Raw genomic sequence first — 20,037 nt, 5'->3', positions numbered from 1 at the left:
ATTAAAAAAGCGATTGTTGCTTGTATGGACTTTCATGTTCCAGCAGCCATTGCTTACGATGCAAGCCTCCTGCATAACCTGTTAAACTACCATCGCTACCTATAACCCGATGGCAGGGGACGATAATCCAAAGCGGATTTTTGCCATTGGCATTAGCAACTGCGCGAATAGCTTTTACATCGCCTATTTGTTTTGATAACTCAAGATAGGATATTGTTTTTCCGTATGGAATTTGCTCCAATTGTTTCCAAACTTTCTTTTGGAATTCGGTACCGTTAGCATTTAATTTAAGGCTGAATGTTTTACGAGTTCCTTCAAAATATTCATTGAGTTGAATCACACAATCTTCCAATTCAATAGGAATAATATCTGTAATTTTTTCTTCTGAATTTAAAACAGTCACTGATGATATACCATCTGCATTACCAATAATTTTGGTAAATCCTAAAGGCGAATTGAAGATACAAGTTTCCATTATTCCTTAGGTTTATTGTCTTCTAGAATACCTAGCTTTTTTGCTCTAGCTTCCCAACTTTTTCTTGCCAAATGTTGCAGGTCAGACACATTATCACTCTCATCCATTATTTCCATACCAAGTAAGGTTTCAATAACATCTTCCATGGTTACCAATCCACTAACGGATCCATATTCATCCACTACTAAGGCCATATGATTACGACTTTCAACTAATTTTTCAAATAAGGTAGGAATGGGCAAATTTCTGTTTACAACAATAATATCTCGTTTTATATCAGATAGTTTTTTGGTGTTGTTATCCAATGCCATTTCCTTAAAGATTTCATCTTTAAGGACAAGTCCTGTAATATTATCGGCATTATCAGTATAGACAGGGATTCTGGAAAAACGAAGGTTTAAATTGCGTTTAAAAAAGTCTTCAACAGTAGTGGTTTCATCTTCTGTTTTCATAACCGTTCTGGGTGTCATGACATCTTTTGCAAAAACCTCTTTAAAGGTGAGCAAGTTCTTAATGATTTTACTTTCATTTTCTTGGAATACGCCTTCTTCATGAGCTATATCTGTCATTGCCATAAACCCTTCTCTGCTTAATATACTTCCATGACTTTTACCTCCAATCAATTTTGTAGTAAGTTGAAGTAGCCATAAAATACCTGTCCACTTCAATGGAAAGATTAATATGACTAATGTTTTTGAAGCAAAATTAGCTAATCCTTTCCAGTAGGTAGCACCAATGGTTTTAGGAATGATTTCGGAAGCTACTAAAATTAAAAACGTCATAATTGCTGAAACAACACCAACGGTGTTTATTCCCCAAAGTTCAATTTTATATGGTAAACTTTCTGCTTCAATACCTACCATCATGGCGCCTAAAGTATGTGCAATTGTGTTGAGTGTAAGTATTGCGATTAGGGGTTTATCAACGTCTTTTTTTAATTCCTCTAAAGTTAAAGCATAGTCTTTGCCTTCTTGCTTTTTAACATTTATAAATGTTGGTGTTACACTGAGTAAGACAGCCTCAAGAATAGAACATAAAAAAGAAAAGAAAATAGAAATGGTTGCCCAAAAAAATAATGCGCTCATTAAATAGGTTTTAGATGATGGCTAATTTACGAAATCAATTTAACTACATCCTAGTTGCAATAAAAATGCAATGTTTTTTTATGCTTAAAAACATGCTTTCTTGTTAGTTTATGCTTAAAATATTATTTTGAGAAATAATTTAACGTTTTAAAGTGAAGTGCTCTTTAAACTCACGGCTAATATTATTATCATCTTTAAAAAAAACTTTAAACCAATAATCTGACTGTGGTAAAGTTTCACCATTAAATGTTCCATCCCAACCTTTATCATTTGGATTTAAATGCTTTAACATTTTTCCATACCTATCAAAAATATAAATCTCTGGATCAATTAAAGCTTCTATTCCTATAATTTGCCAGTAGTCTTTAAAATTATCATTATTTGGTGTAAAAACTTTCATGTAGTCAATAATTATCTTTTCGATATTAACTATGCCACAACCAGAATTATCAATAATTTGAAATGTATGGTATCCAGGGTTAAGGTTCATAAATACATTGGATTGTTGTGTTGGGCCATTATTAACTGAAAAAATATAATCACCATAACCGCTTGCGGTTATCTCCACAGTATGATTTCTCGAAAAAGGTAAGGATGTAACTGTTACATCTAAAAATTGTGGAGGGCCAGATGGAAAAACGGTCATATTTTTAGAGTAATGACATCCAGTTTCTGTAATTGTTGCTTTTACTGAATAATCACCAGCTTTAGTTGCTGTTAAGGTGCTTAACGTTTCTCCAGGAATTGTTATGTCTTCAAAGAACCATTCAAAATCATGTAAGGCATCTGATAAACCTGTATCAAGAATAGGTAAATCGTAATTAAAATTAACAGTATCATCACTGTTTAAACATATTAAATTGCCATTTACACTAAAATCAGGTGGTAAGTTTATTGTTATTGTAAATGGTAAATAAGAGCTACATCCGGAGGCTTTATGAGTTTTTTTAGCATAAAGATTATATGTTGCCTCACCAATTGTAGCATAGTTTGATGCTGTAAGATTAATTCCGTTAATAGCATCATTAGCCGTTGCATGGTAAGTTATTGTAAATGATGTGTCTAAATCAGTTCCGAGAACGAGAGGATTCAAAAGCGATAAATCAATCGTGGTTAGGTAATCATAATCGTCATCACAATAAAACTGTTCCGGAATTTGATAAGGTGTAGGTAAAGGAGGTCCAATTATTTCAATAACTTCATTACTTAATGTGGTACATTCATATTGTTCAAAAATAAAATTAGTATATAAGCCTCTTGTTAGATTATTAAAAGAGATAACACCAATATTATTGGCCATTATGTCTTGTGGTCCTACTGGAGTGCTGTTATGAGTAAATTGAATAGAATAATTTGTTAAAGGCGTTAAACCTGTAAATGTAAGTACACCTTCAGGGTTTGAGCAACTTGTATAATCTTCTTTACTGATAGTGAAACTTGGTGGTTCGGGATCTGCTAATTTAAATATTGTATTAATAGTTGTATCACAACCAGAAAAATTTAATGCAACATTTGAGTATGAGCCAGAATCTAAATCGGTTATTTCAACAAGACCTTCACTATTGGCAATATAATTTTCTTCAGGAACTAAAATACCATCATCTACATAACTAATACCATATGAAACGCCTTCGGTTAAACCCGAAAATATGAGCTTCCCATCTTGCCCATTACACGTACTAGGATTTTCTTGAATTGCATTAACAATAAAAGGCACAAATGATTCATCAACTTCTTCAAGGATATAATAATATGTAAATCGTATGGATTCATTAGCATTAATGTTACCTAAATTAAAGGCAATGGAAATGGCTTCATCTACATTTAATCTGGTCTCACCTTCAGTATTAATTAAAAAATCGGTACCATTCCATACATTACTTGCTGATCTATTGTTAAAACCACCAAAAGTAACTCTAGCTTTGTCATTATTAGCATAAAAGCTAACGTTTGAACCATCCATGTCTTCTGGAATTAGAAGAGGGTTTTGTGACGCAGTTACGAGGCAGGTTTGGTCAGTAGGAGAACTTGCTTGAGAAATAATTTCTAAGTCTGTTTCATAAATATCACTTAATGTCACATTATTATCAGGATCTACGTTGTGCATAAAGAAAACATCGGTTTTTGTAACATCAGATAAATTTTTTATAAATGTTGTCATTTGAATAAAAAGACCATCTTGAGTAATACTATAGTACCTTTTTATGTTAAGTTCATTTACATTTCCTTCCCATGATATTTGTGCAATATCTTCAAAACAATCTGAAGATATTACGTTAACACCACTGATTTTTCCAGGAATTTGCGATGTGCTAATATCGTTGTTGTTGCTATAATTAATACCGTTTATTTCAATAGAGAAACCTTCTTCTGGGGATCCAGGAGAAAAAAAATCACCATCATAATCTATCCAGCCATCATTTAAAGGGTTTGCTATAAATCCAAAAAGGTAATTTCCGACCTCTCTATTATTGTGGAAAGAAGGAGGCCTTTTTGAAGTTGTTGCACCATAAACACCTTTTGAGTTTATACCAATTTCTACTAAATTACCTTTAGCCCAACCTTCTCCATCAATTTCATAGGCTTCAAGTTGTGCAGAAGTAATATTTACACTTAATATAAAAAATAGAAGACAAAATCCGTATAGATATTTAAACATATAATTGTAGGTTATTGATTACAATTATAAGAATAAATATCTGAAATTCATATAAAATTTTGTGTTAATAGATTAAAGGAAAATAAATGGCTATGAAATCAATTTAACAACATCCTTTGCAAAGTAAGATGCAATTATATCTGCGCCAGAACGTTTAAAAGCTGTAGTGGTTTCCATCATAATTTGGTCGTGATTTAGCCAGCCTTTTTCGGCGGCGGCTTTAATCATGGCATATTCGCCTGAGACTTGATATACAGCAACCGGTATATCAACTTCGTTTTTAATGTCTCTTAGAATATCGAGATATGAAATACCTGGTTTTACCATTACAATATCAGCGCCTTCATCAATATCCATTTCGGTTTCCTTTAGGGCTTCAAAGCGGTTGCCATAATCCATCTGGTAGGTTTTCTTGTCTTTTGGAATAGCTGCAATATCTACTGGAGCAGAATCTAATGCATCTCTAAAAGGACCGTAAAACGCTGAGGCATATTTTGCAGAATAACTCATAATACCTGTATTAATAAATCCTTCATCTTCTAAAGCTTCACGAATGGTTAAAATACGACCGTCCATCATATCGCTTGGTGCTACAAAGTTAGCACCAGCTTGGGCATGCGAAATACTCATTTCTGCCAAAACTTCGGTGGTTTCATCGTTTAGAATTTGACCATTTTCAATAATACCATCGTGCCCGTAAGCTGAGTATGGGTCAAGTGCCACATCAGTCATGACTAACATATCTGGGCATACGTTTTTAACTGTTTTAATGGCACGCTGCATCAATCCGTTTGGGTTTAATGCTTCGGCACCTTTGTTGTCTTTTAAATTATCGGGCACTTTTACAAAAAGTAAAACGGATTTTAAACCGAGCTTCCATAGTGTTTTAACTTCGTCTTCTAATAAATCTAAACTGTAACGAAAGTAGTTGGGCATGGATGGGATTTCATCTTTTATGCCTTTGCCTTCCACCACAAAAAGTGGTACTAAAAAATCATTAGGTGTTATGATGGTTTCACGAACTAAAGACCGGATGGATTCGTTGGTTCTTAGTCTTCTATTTCTTCTAAGTGGATACATAATTAAACTTTTTATTCGTTGATGTGTTTATTTGTTTATCCAGTCTATTGGATTTTTCAATACTTCAATTAATTTTTCTTCGTCACTTCCGGCTTCGGGATGATGGTCATAAACCCATTGTACATGAGGTGGTAAGCTCATTAGTATACTTTCAATACGTCCGTTGGTTTTTAACCCGAACAGGGTGCCTTTATCGTGTACTAAATTAAATTCTACATAACGTCCACGACGGATTTCTTGCCAATTACGTTGTGCGTCGGTATAAGATAAATCTTTTCGATTTTCAACTATTGGAACATAAGCATTAAGGAAACTATCACCAACTTCGGTAACAAAGTTATACCAATTTTCCATAGTCATACTTTCTGAAGTCTTGCAGTAATCAAAAAATAAACCACCAATACCTCTGCCTTCGTTTCTATGGGTATTATAAAAGTACTCATCACAACGGGCTTTATATTTTGGGTAAAACTCAGGATTGTGTTTATCACAGGCTATTTTACAGGTTTGGTGAAAATGTTTGGCATCTTCTTTAAAAAGATAATATGGTGTTAGGTCTTGCCCACCACCAAACCAACTATCAATTATTTTACCATTAGTATCATACATTTCAAAATAGCGCCAATTGGCATGTACCGTGGGAACCATTGGGTTTTTGGGATGGAGAACCAAACTTAAACCGCAGGCAAAGAAATCAACATCGTCCACCTTAAAATAACTTTGCATGGACTTTGGTAATTTTCCATGAACTCCAGAGATATTTACACCACCTTTTTCAAAAACGTTGCCGTTTTCAATGACACGAGTACGCCCACCGCCACCTTCTGGTCGTTTCCAAATATCTTGTTGGAATTTGGCTTTCCCATCAATGGTTTCAAGTTTTGATGTTATTCTATCTTGTAAATCTTGTATGTATTGGTAGAATTTGTTTTTCATGATTTATACCATTGCTTTATTACAATAAGTTGCTTTTTCGAAATCATTAATATTGATAGCTATAAATTTGACTAATGGAAACATCTCTTTTAATTTACTTATAATATTTTTAGAAAGACCTGCTTTTTGATTTATTGATCGACCTTCCATAATATTTCCAAACACATGAATAAAATCGCCCTGTTTACCGCCAACCAAATAATGTTCTTTAAAAGGGTTTAGGCGTACTTTAATATCTGACTCATCAAATAATCCAGTGTTGACAGCTGTTTGATGTACTTCAAGAATAATTTTTTCTGGTTGTTGTATTGTTAAAATGTTTTCTGAGCAATCGATTACAAAATGTGGCATATTTAAGATTTTATTTCGTTGTATAATTCGTATAATTCCATGTTTAATGGATTTTCTCCAGTTGGCGTAAATTCATTTTTCAAAGTTTTAATCCAAATAAAATTACAGTTTTTGGCAATGTGTAAACTTGGTAAATTGTCTTTATGAACTATGATTTGAAGTGTTTCTAGACCCAAAGTTTCAAAAGCATAATCGGATAAAACACTAATTGTTTTTGTTGTAATGCCTTTACCTTCAAATTGGTAGTCAATACAATAAGCAAATTCACCTTGTTTTTTAGTCCAATCGAGTGTTTTCAAATAGACTAAACCTGCAATTTGATTGGTTTTTTTTGATTTAATGGTAAACAAAAATTCTTCCTTTAAATTGAATTTCTTCACCTTTTTTTTAACAAAATACTTTGACAAATCGGGTGTTAGGTTTTGCGCTAATGTTTTAGGAAAATAACGTTTTAAACGGTCTTCGTTAGCGGCAATAAAATTACAAATAGGCCATGCATCGGTAAGTTTAATAGGTTCTATATTAAAAGTATCAAAACTAAGCTGCATATGTTATGTTGTTTTTTAATTGTAAAGCATTGATTGTTTTTAACGATGCTGCAGTTACCGATAATGGTAATACTAAAATAACACCAATAATTGGGATTAATAAAAATAGGATAAAAACAATGCCATTCCCAATTGCTAAACCACGATGTTCCTTTACAAATTGAACACTTTCTTTATACTTAAAATGGCGCTCTAAAGTATAATCCATATTACCAAAACCTGCATAATAGGCCTGAACCATAAACAATAGCATGGTTGAAAATATATTAACTACAGGAATAAATTTTAAAAGTAAAATGGGAAGCGTTAATAGCAGTTCCATTAGTAAGTTTCTGCCGTTTATGCGAATGCCTCGCCAGAGTTGTTGTATAAAGGATGTGTTTCTATGTGAAAAAGGAGCGTTGCCTGTTATGTGTGCTTCAATTTTTTCGGAAACAGGACTCATAAATGGTGCTGATAATGCCATTATGATGTGTTTGAAAAGGATAAGTCCAATAACTAATACGATTAATCCACCAATAAAATTACTGATTGAAGAAAATGTATCATGTCCCCAATCCCAAATCCAAATTTTTGAAATGAAGGCTCCGATATTATCTGATAGTCCATAGGCTGAACCAAAAACAGCTATTGCGGTTATTAAGCTTATGAGCATAGGAATAGTAAAATATTTCCAAAGTTTTAGTTTTGAAATTAAGTTAAAAGCACCAAAGTATGCTTTAATTCCTGAAATGATGTTTTTAATCATAACGTTGTTCTTGCGTTAGGGATTGAGGCATTTGTTGAAGCTCCCCGACGAAGGAGGGAGCGACTGCCGAAAGCCCGACCTACTTTTTATAGCAATAAGTTGATTTTTAAAACCAAATGTTACATTAAAAAGTGGGTAACGCCCAAAATATTTTAATTTCCGTATTCCTTAACAGCATCAATAAACGCCTTGGCATTATCTAACGGGATGTTTGGTAAAATACCATGACCAAGGTTTACGATGTATTTGTCTTTGCCAAATTCGTTAATCATTTGGTGTACCATTTTCTTGATTTCTGCAGGTGGAGAAAACAGGCGGGTTGGGTCAAAATTACCTTGAAGGGTAATGTTTCCTCCTGTTAAGTAACGCGCATTTCTAGCAGAACACGTCCAATCCACACCTAAAGCGGAAGCACCAGATTTTGCCATTTCGCCAAGAGCAAACCAGCACCCTTTTCCAAAAGCGATAACAGGCGCATCATCTTTTAAAGCGTCAATGATTTGCTGAATATATTGCCAAGAGAATTCTTGATAATCGACTGGTGAAAGCATACCACCCCAAGAATCGAATACTTGAACAGCATTACAACCCGCTTTTACTTTTTCCTTAAGGTAAGCAATGGTTGTGTCTGTGATTTTTTGTAATAATTGGTGCGCTGCAATAGGGTTGGTAAAGCAAAATTCTTTAGCTTTATCGAAATTTTTACTGCCTTGTCCTTGTACGCAATAGCATAGAATGGTCCATGGTGACCCTGCAAAACCTATTAACGGAATCTCATCGTTTAGCTTTTCTTTGGTAGCTTTTATAGCTTTGTAAACGTAATTCAGACTTTCTTTGACATCTGGAACAATAACATTATCAACATCTTTTTGCGAGCGAACAGGGTTTGGTAAGTACGGACCAAAGTTTGGTTTCATTTGTACCTCAATATTCATGGCTTGAGGAATAACCAAAATATCACAGAATAAAATAGCGGCGTCCATGCCATAACGACGGATAGGTTGCACCGTAATTTCACTGGCTAATTCTGGTGTTTGACAACGGGTAAAGAAATCATACTTAGCCTTAATTTCCATGAATTCAGGAAGATAACGCCCTGCTTGACGCATCATCCATACAGGTGGACGTTCTACAGTTTCTCCTTTTAATGCTCTTAAAAATAAATCGTTCTTTATCATATCTTTTGTCATTTCCGTAATCCCGATAGCTATCGGGAGGGAATCTTTTTAATTGGAACTTAAACTTTTTTATAATGGATTCCTGCCTACGCAGGAATGACAACAGCTATATATAATGCTCATTGATCAACTCAATAACACTTTCCACAGTTGGAACTTTTGCTACACGAACATCACTAAAATGTTTTTTTGCTTCATTAGCAGTGGTTTCACCGATGCAAAAAGCAATCACTTCATTTTTATTACTACGAACAAAACTTTCTACTGTGGATGGACTGTAAAACATAACCGCTTCAACAGAATCATCTACTTTTATACCATCATATTTGGTTTGATAGGCCTCAATTTCATTAACTTTTATATGGTTTTCAGCCAAAATTGTCGGTAATGCATCTAATCTAATATCGCTACAAAAATAAGTAACTTCAGTACCTTCTATATAATCCACCAAGTACTCAGCAAGTTTTTTTGCATTCTTTTCGGAATGTGTAACCTTGCCAATTTTATTTTCTATTAAGCGTTTGGTTCGACGACCCACGCAGTATATGTTTTTGAATTGTAATTCTAAAGCGGAATAGTTTGTTGTTAAGGATTCAACAGCGTTTTTGCTGGTAATTACAACATTACTGATTTCATTTTTCAAGAAACGCGGATGAATACGATTTAAACTTATTTTAATAAAATCTGAACTCTCGGCGACTACATTTTCATGAAATAACAAGCGTTGGTCTTCAGTAAACGATTTTGTTGAATACACATTTGTTTTTTTATTGGAATGTTTAATCTTATCCATGAGGCGTTTACCACCACGTTCGATAACAAAATCGGCACAAAATTGGGCCATATCTGTATGCTCGCCCAGTTTTTTAACTCGCGTAACATCAATTCTTTTTGTGCCATCTGGACTTAGCAATACGCCTTTAAAATTGATTTCTTCATCCTTAATATAAGCTAAAGCGCCAATTGGGGCGGTGCACCCGCCTTCTAATTTATTTAAAAATTCACGCTCAATAGTGGTGCAAATTTCAGTCTCTTCGTGGTTTAGTTCAGCGCAAACTTCTTTTGTAAACTCATCTTCATCTAAAGCCGTAATCATAATAGCACCTTGAGCGGGCGCGGGAATCATCCAATCTAAATTTATAGCTTCTTCTGGTCTAATACCTATTCTGCCAATACCTGCTGCTGCAAAAATGGCCCCATTCCAATCGTTATCCTTCAGTTTTTGTAAACGTGAATTCACATTACCACGTAAATCTGTAATGGTATGTGTTGGAAATCGATTGAGCCATTGTGCTCGTCTGCGTAAGCTACCAGTGGCTATAACAGCATTTTTTGCACCTAGAAATTCTTCATTATCTTTAAAAACCAAAGTATCATTAACATTACCACGTTTTAAAACTGCAGCTTGAACAATCCCTTTTGGTAAAACCGTTGGAACATCTTTTAAGGAATGCACCGCAATATCGATGTCATGATTTAACATGGCAATGTCTAGAGTTCGGGTAAAAATACCTGTAATACCGAGTTCATAAAGCGGTTTATCTAAAACTAAATCGCCTGTAGATTTTACGGGAACGAGTTCTGTTTTATGACCTGCTTTTTCAAGTAAACTTTGCACTATTTTGGCTTGCCAAAGCGCTAATTCGCTATCGCGTGTGCCAATTCTTATGGTTTTAGACATTTTTTGTTGAAGGTTCTAACTGGAACACTTTTTTAATAAGTTCGAGACTATCGTCTGTAGAAACATCATCATCTTTTAAATGATGTGCAAAGTGATTGGTTATTTTTTGAATAATATTATTACTGATTAATTCAGCTTGAGCTTCATTGAAATCGGCATTCTTTTTGCGTTGTGTTTCTAATTCAGAAGCTGCAAAATCAGAAAGTTTATGTTTTAAAGCTTTAATAGTTGGTGCAAATTTTCGAGTTTCTAACCAACTGTTAAACTCCGCTTTCACATCTTCTATAATCGCTTCTGCAAGAGGAATATGTGCTTTACGCGTTTCTAATGTTTGATCAGTAATTTGAGATAAATGGTCTAGATGCACTAAGGTTACATTATTAAGTTCATCAACATTAGCATCCACATTTTTAGGAATAGATAAATCTAAAATTAAAAGTGGTTTGTTGGATTGAATAATATGTTTATCTATAGTAGGACGTTGTGCGCCGGTTGCTACAATTAAAATATCAGATTCGCTAACTTCTTCTTGTAGATTAGCATAATCTTTTACAACCAAATTAAACTTTCCGGCAATTTGTTCAGCTTTGTTTTTGGTTCTATTAATTAAGGTAATATGCTCATTCTTGGTGTGTTTTACCAAATTCTCACAAGTGTTTCTACCTATTTTTCCTGTTCCGAATAATAAAATATTCTTATCAGAAACATTTTCAACATTTTTGAAAATATACTGAACTGAGGCAAAAGATACAGATGTTGCGCCCGAAGAAATATCGGTTTCGGTTTTAATACGTTTACTAGCCTGAATAACGGCATTTACTAAACGCTCTGTAAAATGGTTTAGTAATCCGTGTTTTCGAGATAGTTTTGCGCTTTTCTTTAGCTGACTTATAATTTCAAAGTCACCAAGAATTTGACTATCTAAGCCAGAGCCAACACGAAACATATGTGCAATCGCATCTTTGTTTTTGTAGATGTAAGCAACGTCTTGAAATTCTTCTACAGTACCACGAGTATTATCACAAAGTAATTGAATGAGTTGAAATGGGTGTTGTGCAAAACCATATATTTCGGTTCTGTTACAGGTAGAGGTTACAACCAAACTTTCAATATCGTTTTCTTTGGCTTGATTAAGCAATGCTAGTTTAGATTCTTCGTCCAAACTAAAGCGCCCTCTTATATCTGCATCGGCTTTCTTATAACTTAAACCAATGGCATAAAAGTAGTGACTTCTAGAAATGTTGTACTTCTGCATGCTAATACCTGAATAATGTGAGGCAAAAATATAGGGATGGTTTGTTAAAAAGTAACGCTAAAAGAACTTTTAGTATCGTTTGTGGTTTTTTAACGTTATTTTTCATATTTATATGATAAATGTCATATTTTAGTAGCGTATTAGGCAGGTTTTAGGTATTTTATTTAGAACCAATCTAAATAAATTAGATATGAATCAAGAATTTAAACCCAATAAAAGTATCGCTAAAAGGTCTTTTGATGAAACAAAGGTTGACGAAGGTGTTTTGGTATTGACTTATAAAAATGAAGAAAATGAAGTGCAATCTCTTGCAAAAGAAATAGATAGCGATTATATTCAATTTCATTTTTGTGTAAAAGGATCTAGTCAATTTGTTTTTAATGAAGGACGATATCGATTAGATATTCTTGAAGAAAATTCATTACTGCTTTATAATCCACAACGTGACCTTCCTATAAATCTCGAAATCAATCCGCATTCTTGGATAGTTTCAGTATTAATATCCATTAAAAAGTTTCATGGATTATTTTCGCAAGAGGCCGATTATATTACGTTTTTGAGTGAAGATAATAAGGATAAAAAATATTATAAAGATGGTGTTATTTCACCTTCCATGGCTATAGTGCTTAATCAATTAATCAATTATAACCTGAATCAATCCATAAAACCTTTGTATTTTAAAGGTAAGGCTTATGAACTCTTGAGTTTATATTTTAACAGAAGCGAAGATGCCGATATTGAACAATGTCCGTTTTTGATTGATGAAACCAATGTGATTAAAATTAGAAAAGCTAAAGATATTATCATTTCAAGAATGGCTGAGCCGCCTAGTTTACAAGAACTCGCTGATGAAATAGGCTTGAGTCTTAAAAAGTTAAAAGAAGGCTTTAAACAGATTTACGGCGATTCGGTATTCAGTTTTTTATTTGATTATAAAATGGAAGTAGCCAGAAAATTGCTGGAAGCTGGCAATGATAATGTTAATGAAGTTGGGCATAAAGTAGGTTATAGTACATCAAGTCATTTTATAGCCGCTTTTAAAAAGAAGTATGGAACAACGCCTAAAAAGTATGTGATGTCTTTAAGTTAGGTTTAAGCTTGTAAGTCTTTAGACGCATCTTAGACTAAAGCTAAATTAAAAAGCCTTTTAAATTATGAAATATTTAACCCCAGAAATAGAAGCCTTATCTAAAAACGTTCAAAGTAAATCATTAGCACGAACTAATATCTCTTGTGGTATTTTTCAAGATTGCGATTATAATGAGGAACGTCCTAAATTATATAATCAAGGAAAAATAGATAAAACAAAGCTGTAATTTTTTGTTGCTAAACACTAGCATTACAAGTTTCTATCGTATTTTTACAACATGAAAAAAGGAATCTTACTAGTTAATCTCGGTTCTCCAGACAGCCCAGAACCAAAAGATGTAAAAAAATATTTAGGGGAGTTTTTAATGGATGAGCGCGTTATTGATATTCCGCTTGTTGCCAGAACAGCTCTAGTAAAAGGTATCATTCTAAATACACGCCCAAAACAATCGGCAGCAGCCTATAAAAAAATATGGTGGGATGAAGGGTCTCCACTAATTGTATTGTCAGAAAGACTTCAAAAGAAAATACAAGAACAGGTTGAATATCCTGTAGCTCTAGCCATGCGTTACGGAAGTATGACCATAAAAAAAGGGTTACAAGAATTGGTTGATAAAGGTGTGGATGAGGTGTTGTTATTTCCATTATATCCACAGTTTGCTATGGCAACTACCGAAACCATTACGGTGTTGGCCGAAGAACTTCGCCAACAACATTTTCCTAATTTAAAAATAGAATCTGTTCCTGCATTTTATAACAAGCCAGACTATATTGAAGTGCTTTCAAAGTCCATAAAAAAACATTTAGAAGGTAAAAATTACGAACACCTATTGTTTTCATATCATGGTGTTCCAGAACGTCATATTAGAAAAAGCGATGTCACCAAATCGCATTGTAAAATAGATAAAAGCTGCTGTGTAACGCCTAGTAAAGCCCATGAGTTTTGCTATAAACATCAGTGCTTAGAAGTCACGCGTTTAGTTGCCGAAAAATTACAATTTGAAGAAGGTGCTTACTCAACATCCTTCCAATCCCGCTTAGGCTTCGACCCTTGGTTGCAACCTTATACAGATAGAACGATTGAGCGCTTAGGAAAACAAGGGGTCAAAAATATGGCTATTGTAACCCCTGCTTTTGTTAGTGATTGTTTAGAGACTCTAGAAGAAATAGCTATGGAAGGCAGTGAAATCTTTCATGAAGTGGGCGGAAAAGATTTTACAACCATCCCGTGTTTGAATGACGATGCCGAGTTTGTGGCCTTACTTTCAAAATGGATAAATACATGGGCAAAAACACCTGCAGAAATTAGTTAAAACATGGAGTATTACGGCTATATAAAATCATTCCATCTTATTTTTGTCATCACCTGGTTTGCTGGTTTGTTTTATATACCAAGGCTGTTTGTTTATCAAATAGAAGCCTTTCATAAACTATCACCAGAGAAAGAAATTTTAGGTAAACAGCTCAAACTTATGTCAAAACGTTTGTGGTTTATAATTACATGGCCATCCGCTATTTTGGCAACACTTTTTGCTATTTGGTTACTCATTTTACAGCCTTATTGGTTACAGCAACCTTGGATGCAAGTCAAATTAGGCTTTGTCGTTTTACTTATAATCTATCACCTAAAAACACATCAGTATTATAAACAATTGCAAAACGATGTTGTAAAAAAGTCCTCCAGTTTTATGCGTATATGGAACGAGGGCGCCACATTTATACTTTTCGCAGTTATATTTTTGGTGGTTCTAAAAAGTGCTATTAATTGGGTTTGGGGTGTTATTGGCATTTTTATTTTAGGTATTTTAATCATGCTAGGTTTTAAAATCTATAAAAACATAAGGGATAAAAATCCAGAAGCCTAAATAATTTGGGCGTTACCTAAAGGTCGGGCTATCCAATACAATCTTTTTGTTCGTGCCTCTCAAAAAGGATTTCCTTTTCTATCCCTAACGCACCTATCCGCCAAGTTCTGTTTTTTTAAATCAGCCTTAGGCTGTTTGGATTGATTATTGCTATATTTAAGCCAATGAAATTAAAAAAGCTCGCTTTACGTACCCGGATATTTTTAGCCATGATATTACTTGTGTTATTGGCATCGGTACTTATTTCTGCTGTAGCTATATATCAATATAAAGAGCAAAGTTCCGATTACCATAAAGGCCGATTAGAGCGTAAAGAAGCAAACATTCAAAACCATTTAAAGCGCGTTTTAAACGGTAGACAAAATACTTGGGAAGTCAAAACCGAAAATATTCCGCTTATTTTTAAAGAAGAAATTTATAATATTGCCGATATACACAAGCTTCAAACCAATTTATATAACTTGGAAGGAGGTTTATTAATCAGCTCAAAAGCAGAATTAAAAGAAGTCACCACCGAAAAATGCCTGGATGCTGAGGTATTAAATGCGCTTTCAAATACAGCTTCACATAGGTATGTAGATAAACATAAAGAAAACGGCGAAACCTTTCAATCCTCATACACCTATATTTTAGATATAAAATCTAAACCCATAGCCATTTTAAACTTGCCTTATTTAGAAAAAGATGATTTTCTATCCAAAGAACTTCAAGAGTTTTTATTGCGGATAGCATATGCCTTTGCTCTTGTATTGCTCATGGCCATTGGCATTGCCTTTTTGTTATCCAAATACATTACCAAGTCTTTAAAAACAATTAGCGATAAAATAAATACCACAAGATTAGAAAAACGCAATCAAAAAATTGATGTGGACGATACCAGCGAGGAGATTTCCACTTTAGTAAACTCATACAATAGTATGATTGATGAACTTGAAGAAAGTGCCGTGCAATTAGCTAGAAGCGAGCGCGAACAAGCATGGCGGGAAATGGCAAAACAAGTCGCTCACGAAATTAAAAACCCGTTAACGCCTATGCGTTTAACCGTTCAGAATTTTCAACGTAAGTTTAATCCAGAAGATAAAAATATTCATTCAAAGGTTGATGAGTACAGTAAAACTTTGATTCAGCAAATAGATACCATGAGTTCCATAGCCTCGGCATTTTCAAATTTTGCAAAAATGCCAGCACAGCAAAATGAGACATTGAATGTGGTAAAAATTGTAAAACTAGCCTTAGATATTTTTAATGAAGACTACATTGTTTTTACAGCAGAAAAAGAAGAAATCATTGCTAAGTTCGATAGAACCCAACTTATACGAGTCGTAACCAATTTGGTTAAAAATGGTATTCAAGCTATTCCAGATGTAGAAACCCCAAAAATAGTCATTCATGTTGGCGATACTAACGGTCATGTTACTATTACTGTATCAGATAATGGATCTGGCGTATCAGAAGAAAACAAAGACAAGGTATTTGAACCTAAGTTTACCACCAAAACAAGTGGTATGGGGCTTGGACTTGCTATGGTTAAAAATATTGTGGAAACCTATAAAGGAAGCATTACTTTTGTTTCAGAAAAAGATAAAGGCACTACATTTAAAGTGTCATTTCCTAAAGAATAACTGTCACCTTGAGCGCAATCGAAAGGTCTATAACATAACAAATAGATGAATTACAATAACATACTTTCCAAAGAAAATAATGGTATAACTACCATAACCATAAACCGCCCAAATAAATTAAACGCTTTAAATAAAGACACTATTCAAGAGTTACACGAAGCGTTTGATGCCGCAAATAAAGATAAAAACACTAAAGTTATTATCGTAACCGGAAGCGGCGAAAAAGCATTTGTAGCCGGAGCTGATATTAGCGAATTTGCAGATTACAATGTTAAACAAGGTGGAAAACTAGCCAAAAAAGGACAAAAATTGTTATTCGATTTTGTAGAAAACCTATCCACACCAGTTATAGCAGCAGTTAATGGTTTTGCGCTTGGCGGCGGACTAGAATTGGCCATGGCATGCCATTTTAGAGTCGCAAGCGATAATGCTAAATTAGGCTTACCTGAAGTGTCGTTGGGCGTTATACCTGGTTACGGAGGTACACAGCGTTTACCACAACTAATTGGCAAAGGTCGCGCTATGGAACTGATTATGACGGCTGGGATGATTGATGCCAATCAAGCTTTAAATTATGGTTTAGTAAACCATGTAACCACTCTTGATGAGTTATTGCCGCTTTGCGAAAAAATAGCAAACAAAATAGCACGGAATTCTTCAGTGGCTATTGGCGCGGCTATAAAAGCGATAAATGCTAATTTTAAAGATGGTGTAAACGGTTTTGATGTTGAAATACAAGAATTCGGAAACTGTTTTGGAACCGATGATTTTGAAGAAGGGACTTCAGCCTTTTTAGAAAAGCGTAAAGCTAATTTTCCTGGGGAATAGAACTTTGTATTTAAACTGTTTTTAATGTTTCGTTTAACTTTTTCGGATATGCGTTGTTTAAATAACTTATATACGACGTTAAATGAAGGTAGTTGAATTTTTTTTACAAAGTCAAGTTGATTATACTTAGAGTTTAATCTTGTTTACCAAGTTTGTTAATAACCCATTTTCTTTTAACAGTTTTCAATACAAATTATAAGTAATTTTAAATCCCGATAGCTATCGGGACTTTAAAGCATTCAACCTATAATTATACTATAATGAACCCAAAATCTGCCATAAAAGGACGTGGCGCACAGCGTAATGTACACAATCGTTTTTTTGAACTCAGTCATGAAATGCGTGACGATTTTCTAGAATTCTGCCATAAAGAAGGTGAGCAAGCTGATAAAAACAAAACATTGTACTTGCCAGTTTTCCCAAAAACCATAGTAAACAAAGTGACAAGCCCAGATGTAGGGATGTTATATTCCATGAACATGTATCAAGGCTGCGAGCATGGTTGTATATACTGTTATGCCAGAAATTCTCACGAATTCTGGGGCTATAGTGCAGGCTTGGATTTTGAACGCCGCATATTAGTAAAAAAGGATGCTCCAAAACTTCTTGAGGCCCAATTAAAAAAGAAAAGTTGGAAAGCGCAACCCATTGTTATGTCTGGAAACACCGATTGTTACCAGCCAGCCGAAAAGCAATTTAAAATTACGCAACAATGTTTAGAAGTGTTTTTAAAATATAAACACCCAGTAGCTATAATAACCAAAAACGCCTTAATTCTGCGTGATTTGGAACTTGTAAAAGCATTAGCAAAAGACAATCTAATAGTTGTTAATATTTCCATTACCTCATTATCCGAAACTACTAGGCGTATTTTGGAACCCAGAACAGCAAGCATAAAAAAACGTTTAGAAACAGTAAAAACATTAAGCGAAAACGGAATTCCAGTTAATGTGATGCTAGCACCCATTATTCCATCAATAAATAGCCATGAAATTCTGCCTTTGGCAAAATCAGCTTCAGAACATGGCGCTTTATCAATTGGGCATACACTGGTTAGGCTTAATGGTGCGATTGGGGAAATATTTTCAGATTGGATTAAAAAAACCTTGCCCGATAGAGCAGACAAAGTCTTGCGTCAAATAGAAAGTTGCCATGGGGGTACTTTAAACGATTCGCGTCACGGCACAAGAATGCGTGGTGAAGGTAAAATTGCAGAGCAAATCCATAATCTTGTAAAATTGGCAAGACAAAAGTATTTTAAAGACAAAAGGATGCCTAGATTAAATGGCGGTTTGCATGAACAATTCAAAGACGGGCAATTAAAATTGTTTTAAAAAAAAGTGGGTCATAACGACCCACTTTCAATTAAAGTAAATAAAATATTAAATTAGTTTTTAATGAATTCTTCAAACGTTCGTCCGTTAGAATTAAATACTATTAAATATGATCCTTTGTTTAATTTATAAACACGTTCTATAGTGCGCTCTCCTTTAATAGTCTCATTGTATACTGGTTTTAATCCTGTATTTGTTTGAGCATAAATATTAATGGATAAAGACTCTAAATTTGGAGCTAGTTTAGAAACAAGAACCAGACCCTTTTTTTGGTTTACATAAGGTTTAAAGGTTACAACTTCTTCTTCCTTTTTAAAAATAACGTTGTTAGACTCAACAGTAAAAGGAATGGTTTTAATTTCTAAATCCTTGTCTAATTCGAAAAAATAATTACCATTTGGTAAAGCGGTTAAGTCAAAGTTTTTCTCATAATTCCCAGAAGCTTTAATGAGTTCTTTGTATAAAATAATACCGTTTTGATCTTTAATGGATATTAAGTTTCCTTCCTTAACATTATTAATTGTCAATGCTGTTTTTTCAACATCGCCATTAATAGAAATTTCATTTGCGTTACCTAACATTGCGATTAGCATAGCTACCGTTAATAGGATTTTTTTGGATGTTTTAATTGCGTTTTTCATGATTTGGTTTTTATAACGTTCAACACAGCAAATATAGAATCGAATTTTAGTATGTAAAACATTGATATTAATGCATTTATATGTTATTTTGCTTGTCAATTTTGCATCAATTTTAGGTAAGATGATATACATTATTTAGAACGAATACATTAAAAAATAGGCCACAAAAAAAGTGGGCCACCACAGCCCACTTACAACTAAACTAAACTAAATAAGACATTAAATTACTAATGAATACGGTAACTCTTTTTAAGAGTAATAATTATTTTTCTGTTTTTTTAAATGTTATTCTTTTTTTAATCTTGTTTTTTCTGTCCAATCTAAGTTGGTGTAAACCATTTGGTTCGGATATACTATAAAAACATTATATAAATTATAGTATTTCCTGTACGTTTTAATAAGGTCTGATACCGAATTGATTAATTTTGTTTTAACCACTTTTGTAGTATCGGCCGCTAATACTAAAATCCCACTGGGACCATAATATTTGTTCCATTTACTGCTTTTTTGAGTTAAATACATAATAAAAATAAATTTTAAAATTATTCAATAACAAAATTACAGGAAAACACGTCTTTGAAAAACAGCAATTTTAATCAATTTATATGCTAAATTATCTGTTAAATGAATGTTAACTACACGTTAAGTTAAAATAGCATACA

The 20,037-nt window shown here is 33.7% G+C and carries 20 protein-coding genes; 7 read left to right on the top strand and 13 right to left on the bottom strand.

Annotated elements, in window-relative coordinates; genetic code table 11:
- Position 1: 1 nt before the first annotated feature.
- From ABD941_RS07030 to hemA, 11 genes are all read right to left on the bottom strand, one after another.
- Positions 2 to 475 carry a methylated-DNA--[protein]-cysteine S-methyltransferase gene (locus ABD941_RS07030; RefSeq protein WP_345273376.1) on the bottom strand — a complete coding sequence of 158 codons (474 nt, stop codon included), beginning with the start codon at positions 473 to 475 and terminating at the stop codon, positions 2 to 4.
- Entirely contained in the window at positions 475 to 1,560 is a 1,086-nt protein-coding gene (locus ABD941_RS07025; protein ID WP_345273375.1) for a CNNM domain-containing protein, read from the bottom strand. The genes ABD941_RS07030 and ABD941_RS07025 overlap by 1 nt, the downstream gene beginning before the upstream one ends.
- A gap of 139 nt (positions 1,561 to 1,699) precedes the next feature.
- Positions 1,700 to 4,219: a T9SS type B sorting domain-containing protein gene (locus ABD941_RS07020; RefSeq protein WP_345273374.1), complete on the bottom strand. Its 2,520-nt coding sequence runs from the start codon at positions 4,217 to 4,219 to the stop codon at positions 1,700 to 1,702.
- Positions 4,220 to 4,309: 90 nt separating this feature from the next.
- Positions 4,310 to 5,299 (bottom strand): porphobilinogen synthase, encoded by a 990-nt coding sequence (hemB, locus tag ABD941_RS07015; protein ID WP_345273373.1) that lies wholly within the window; start codon positions 5,297 to 5,299, stop codon positions 4,310 to 4,312.
- Between the two features lie 27 nt (positions 5,300 to 5,326).
- Positions 5,327 to 6,235 carry an oxygen-dependent coproporphyrinogen oxidase gene (gene hemF / locus ABD941_RS07010; protein WP_345273372.1) on the bottom strand — a complete coding sequence of 303 codons (909 nt, stop codon included), beginning with the start codon at positions 6,233 to 6,235 and terminating at the stop codon, positions 5,327 to 5,329.
- Between the two features lie 3 nt (positions 6,236 to 6,238).
- Complete coding sequence (locus ABD941_RS07005; protein ID WP_345273370.1) at positions 6,239 to 6,586, bottom strand: 5-carboxymethyl-2-hydroxymuconate Delta-isomerase; 348 nt, start codon at positions 6,584 to 6,586, stop codon at positions 6,239 to 6,241.
- 2 nt (positions 6,587 to 6,588) lie between these two features.
- A complete protein-coding gene (locus ABD941_RS07000; RefSeq protein WP_345273369.1) occupies positions 6,589 to 7,134 on the bottom strand; it encodes a GNAT family N-acetyltransferase in 546 nt (181 codons plus the stop codon).
- Positions 7,124 to 7,882, bottom strand: a complete 759-nt coding sequence (locus ABD941_RS06995; protein WP_345273368.1) for an EI24 domain-containing protein — start codon at positions 7,880 to 7,882, stop codon at positions 7,124 to 7,126. The genes ABD941_RS07000 and ABD941_RS06995 overlap by 11 nt, the downstream gene beginning before the upstream one ends.
- Positions 7,883 to 8,034: 152 nt before the next feature.
- The gene (gene hemE / locus ABD941_RS06990) at positions 8,035 to 9,060 is read right to left on the bottom strand and encodes a uroporphyrinogen decarboxylase (RefSeq protein WP_345273366.1); all 1,026 of its coding nucleotides are present in this window, start codon (positions 9,058 to 9,060) and stop codon (positions 8,035 to 8,037) included.
- A 106-nt stretch (positions 9,061 to 9,166) separates the two neighbouring features.
- Positions 9,167 to 10,741: a hydroxymethylbilane synthase gene (gene hemC / locus ABD941_RS06985; RefSeq protein ID WP_345273365.1), complete on the bottom strand. Its 1,575-nt coding sequence runs from the start codon at positions 10,739 to 10,741 to the stop codon at positions 9,167 to 9,169.
- A complete protein-coding gene (hemA, locus tag ABD941_RS06980; RefSeq protein ID WP_345273364.1) occupies positions 10,734 to 11,996 on the bottom strand; it encodes a glutamyl-tRNA reductase in 1,263 nt (420 codons plus the stop codon). The genes hemC and hemA overlap by 8 nt, the downstream gene beginning before the upstream one ends.
- A gap of 190 nt (positions 11,997 to 12,186) precedes the next feature.
- On the opposite strand from hemA, the gene ABD941_RS06975 reads away from it, so the two are divergent.
- The 7 genes from ABD941_RS06975 (at position 12,187) to ABD941_RS06945 (ending at position 18,734) form a co-directional block, all read left to right on the top strand.
- The gene (locus ABD941_RS06975) at positions 12,187 to 13,086 is read left to right on the top strand and encodes an AraC family transcriptional regulator (protein WP_345273363.1); all 900 of its coding nucleotides are present in this window, start codon (positions 12,187 to 12,189) and stop codon (positions 13,084 to 13,086) included.
- Between the two features lie 64 nt (positions 13,087 to 13,150).
- Positions 13,151 to 13,312, top strand: coding sequence for a hypothetical protein (locus ABD941_RS06970; protein ID WP_345273361.1), 162 nt, complete (start codon positions 13,151 to 13,153; stop codon positions 13,310 to 13,312).
- 51 nt (positions 13,313 to 13,363) lie between these two features.
- Entirely contained in the window at positions 13,364 to 14,398 is a 1,035-nt protein-coding gene (gene hemH, locus ABD941_RS06965) for a ferrochelatase (RefSeq protein WP_345273360.1), read from the top strand.
- 3 nt (positions 14,399 to 14,401) lie between these two features.
- Entirely contained in the window at positions 14,402 to 14,950 is a 549-nt protein-coding gene (locus ABD941_RS06960; protein WP_345273359.1) for a CopD family protein, read from the top strand.
- 164 nt (positions 14,951 to 15,114) lie between these two features.
- Positions 15,115 to 16,572, top strand: coding sequence for a sensor histidine kinase (locus ABD941_RS06955; RefSeq protein ID WP_345273358.1), 1,458 nt, complete (start codon positions 15,115 to 15,117; stop codon positions 16,570 to 16,572).
- Between the two features lie 45 nt (positions 16,573 to 16,617).
- Entirely contained in the window at positions 16,618 to 17,400 is a 783-nt protein-coding gene (locus tag ABD941_RS06950) for an enoyl-CoA hydratase/isomerase family protein (RefSeq protein ID WP_345273357.1), read from the top strand.
- Positions 17,401 to 17,660: 260 nt separating this feature from the next.
- Complete coding sequence (locus ABD941_RS06945) at positions 17,661 to 18,734, top strand: PA0069 family radical SAM protein (protein ID WP_345273356.1); 1,074 nt, start codon at positions 17,661 to 17,663, stop codon at positions 18,732 to 18,734.
- A 53-nt stretch (positions 18,735 to 18,787) separates the two neighbouring features.
- Here ABD941_RS06945 and ABD941_RS06940 read toward each other — a convergent pair whose 3' ends face one another.
- Both ABD941_RS06940 and ABD941_RS06935 read right to left on the bottom strand, forming a co-directional pair.
- Entirely contained in the window at positions 18,788 to 19,375 is a 588-nt protein-coding gene (locus ABD941_RS06940; protein ID WP_345273354.1) for a hypothetical protein, read from the bottom strand.
- A gap of 285 nt (positions 19,376 to 19,660) precedes the next feature.
- Complete coding sequence (locus tag ABD941_RS06935; protein WP_345273353.1) at positions 19,661 to 19,897, bottom strand: hypothetical protein; 237 nt, start codon at positions 19,895 to 19,897, stop codon at positions 19,661 to 19,663.
- Positions 19,898 to 20,037 lie beyond the last annotated feature (140 nt).

Origin of the sequence: Flaviramulus aquimarinus, assembly GCF_039543205.1 — a bacterium.
Classification (GTDB): domain Bacteria; phylum Bacteroidota; class Bacteroidia; order Flavobacteriales; family Flavobacteriaceae; genus Flaviramulus_B; species Flaviramulus_B aquimarinus.
This window is presented reverse-complemented; position numbering and strand designations above follow the sequence as displayed.

Bases quoted from the DNA above. Each gene is read 5' to 3' on its own strand.
- ABD941_RS06940 (WP_345273354.1), bottom strand. From the start codon at position 19,375: ATGAAAAACGCAATTAAAACATCCAAAAAAATCCTATTAACGGTAGCT.
- ABD941_RS06950 (WP_345273357.1), top strand. From the start codon at position 16,618: ATGAATTACAATAACATACTTTCCAAAGAAAATAATGGTATAACTACC.
- ABD941_RS06970 (WP_345273361.1), top strand. From the start codon at position 13,151: ATGAAATATTTAACCCCAGAAATAGAAGCCTTATCTAAAAACGTTCAA.
- ABD941_RS07000 (WP_345273369.1), bottom strand. From the start codon at position 7,134: ATGCAGCTTAGTTTTGATACTTTTAATATAGAACCTATTAAACTTACC.
- hemA (WP_345273364.1), bottom strand. From the start codon at position 11,996: ATGCAGAAGTACAACATTTCTAGAAGTCACTACTTTTATGCCATTGGT.
- hemH (WP_345273360.1), top strand. From the start codon at position 13,364: ATGAAAAAAGGAATCTTACTAGTTAATCTCGGTTCTCCAGACAGCCCA.
- ABD941_RS06995 (WP_345273368.1), bottom strand. From the start codon at position 7,882: ATGATTAAAAACATCATTTCAGGAATTAAAGCATACTTTGGTGCTTTT.
- ABD941_RS07020 (WP_345273374.1), bottom strand. From the start codon at position 4,219: ATGTTTAAATATCTATACGGATTTTGTCTTCTATTTTTTATATTAAGT.
- ABD941_RS06960 (WP_345273359.1), top strand. From the start codon at position 14,402: ATGGAGTATTACGGCTATATAAAATCATTCCATCTTATTTTTGTCATC.
- hemC (WP_345273365.1), bottom strand. From the start codon at position 10,741: ATGTCTAAAACCATAAGAATTGGCACACGCGATAGCGAATTAGCGCTT.
- ABD941_RS06975 (WP_345273363.1), top strand. From the start codon at position 12,187: ATGAATCAAGAATTTAAACCCAATAAAAGTATCGCTAAAAGGTCTTTT.
- hemB (WP_345273373.1), bottom strand. From the start codon at position 5,299: ATGTATCCACTTAGAAGAAATAGAAGACTAAGAACCAACGAATCCATC.
- ABD941_RS06935 (WP_345273353.1), bottom strand. From the start codon at position 19,897: ATGTATTTAACTCAAAAAAGCAGTAAATGGAACAAATATTATGGTCCC.
- ABD941_RS07005 (WP_345273370.1), bottom strand. From the start codon at position 6,586: ATGCCACATTTTGTAATCGATTGCTCAGAAAACATTTTAACAATACAA.
- hemF (WP_345273372.1), bottom strand. From the start codon at position 6,235: ATGAAAAACAAATTCTACCAATACATACAAGATTTACAAGATAGAATA.
- ABD941_RS07025 (WP_345273375.1), bottom strand. From the start codon at position 1,560: ATGAGCGCATTATTTTTTTGGGCAACCATTTCTATTTTCTTTTCTTTT.
- ABD941_RS06955 (WP_345273358.1), top strand. From the start codon at position 15,115: ATGAAATTAAAAAAGCTCGCTTTACGTACCCGGATATTTTTAGCCATG.
- ABD941_RS07030 (WP_345273376.1), bottom strand. From the start codon at position 475: ATGGAAACTTGTATCTTCAATTCGCCTTTAGGATTTACCAAAATTATT.
- ABD941_RS06945 (WP_345273356.1), top strand. From the start codon at position 17,661: ATGAACCCAAAATCTGCCATAAAAGGACGTGGCGCACAGCGTAATGTA.
- hemE (WP_345273366.1), bottom strand. From the start codon at position 9,060: ATGATAAAGAACGATTTATTTTTAAGAGCATTAAAAGGAGAAACTGTA.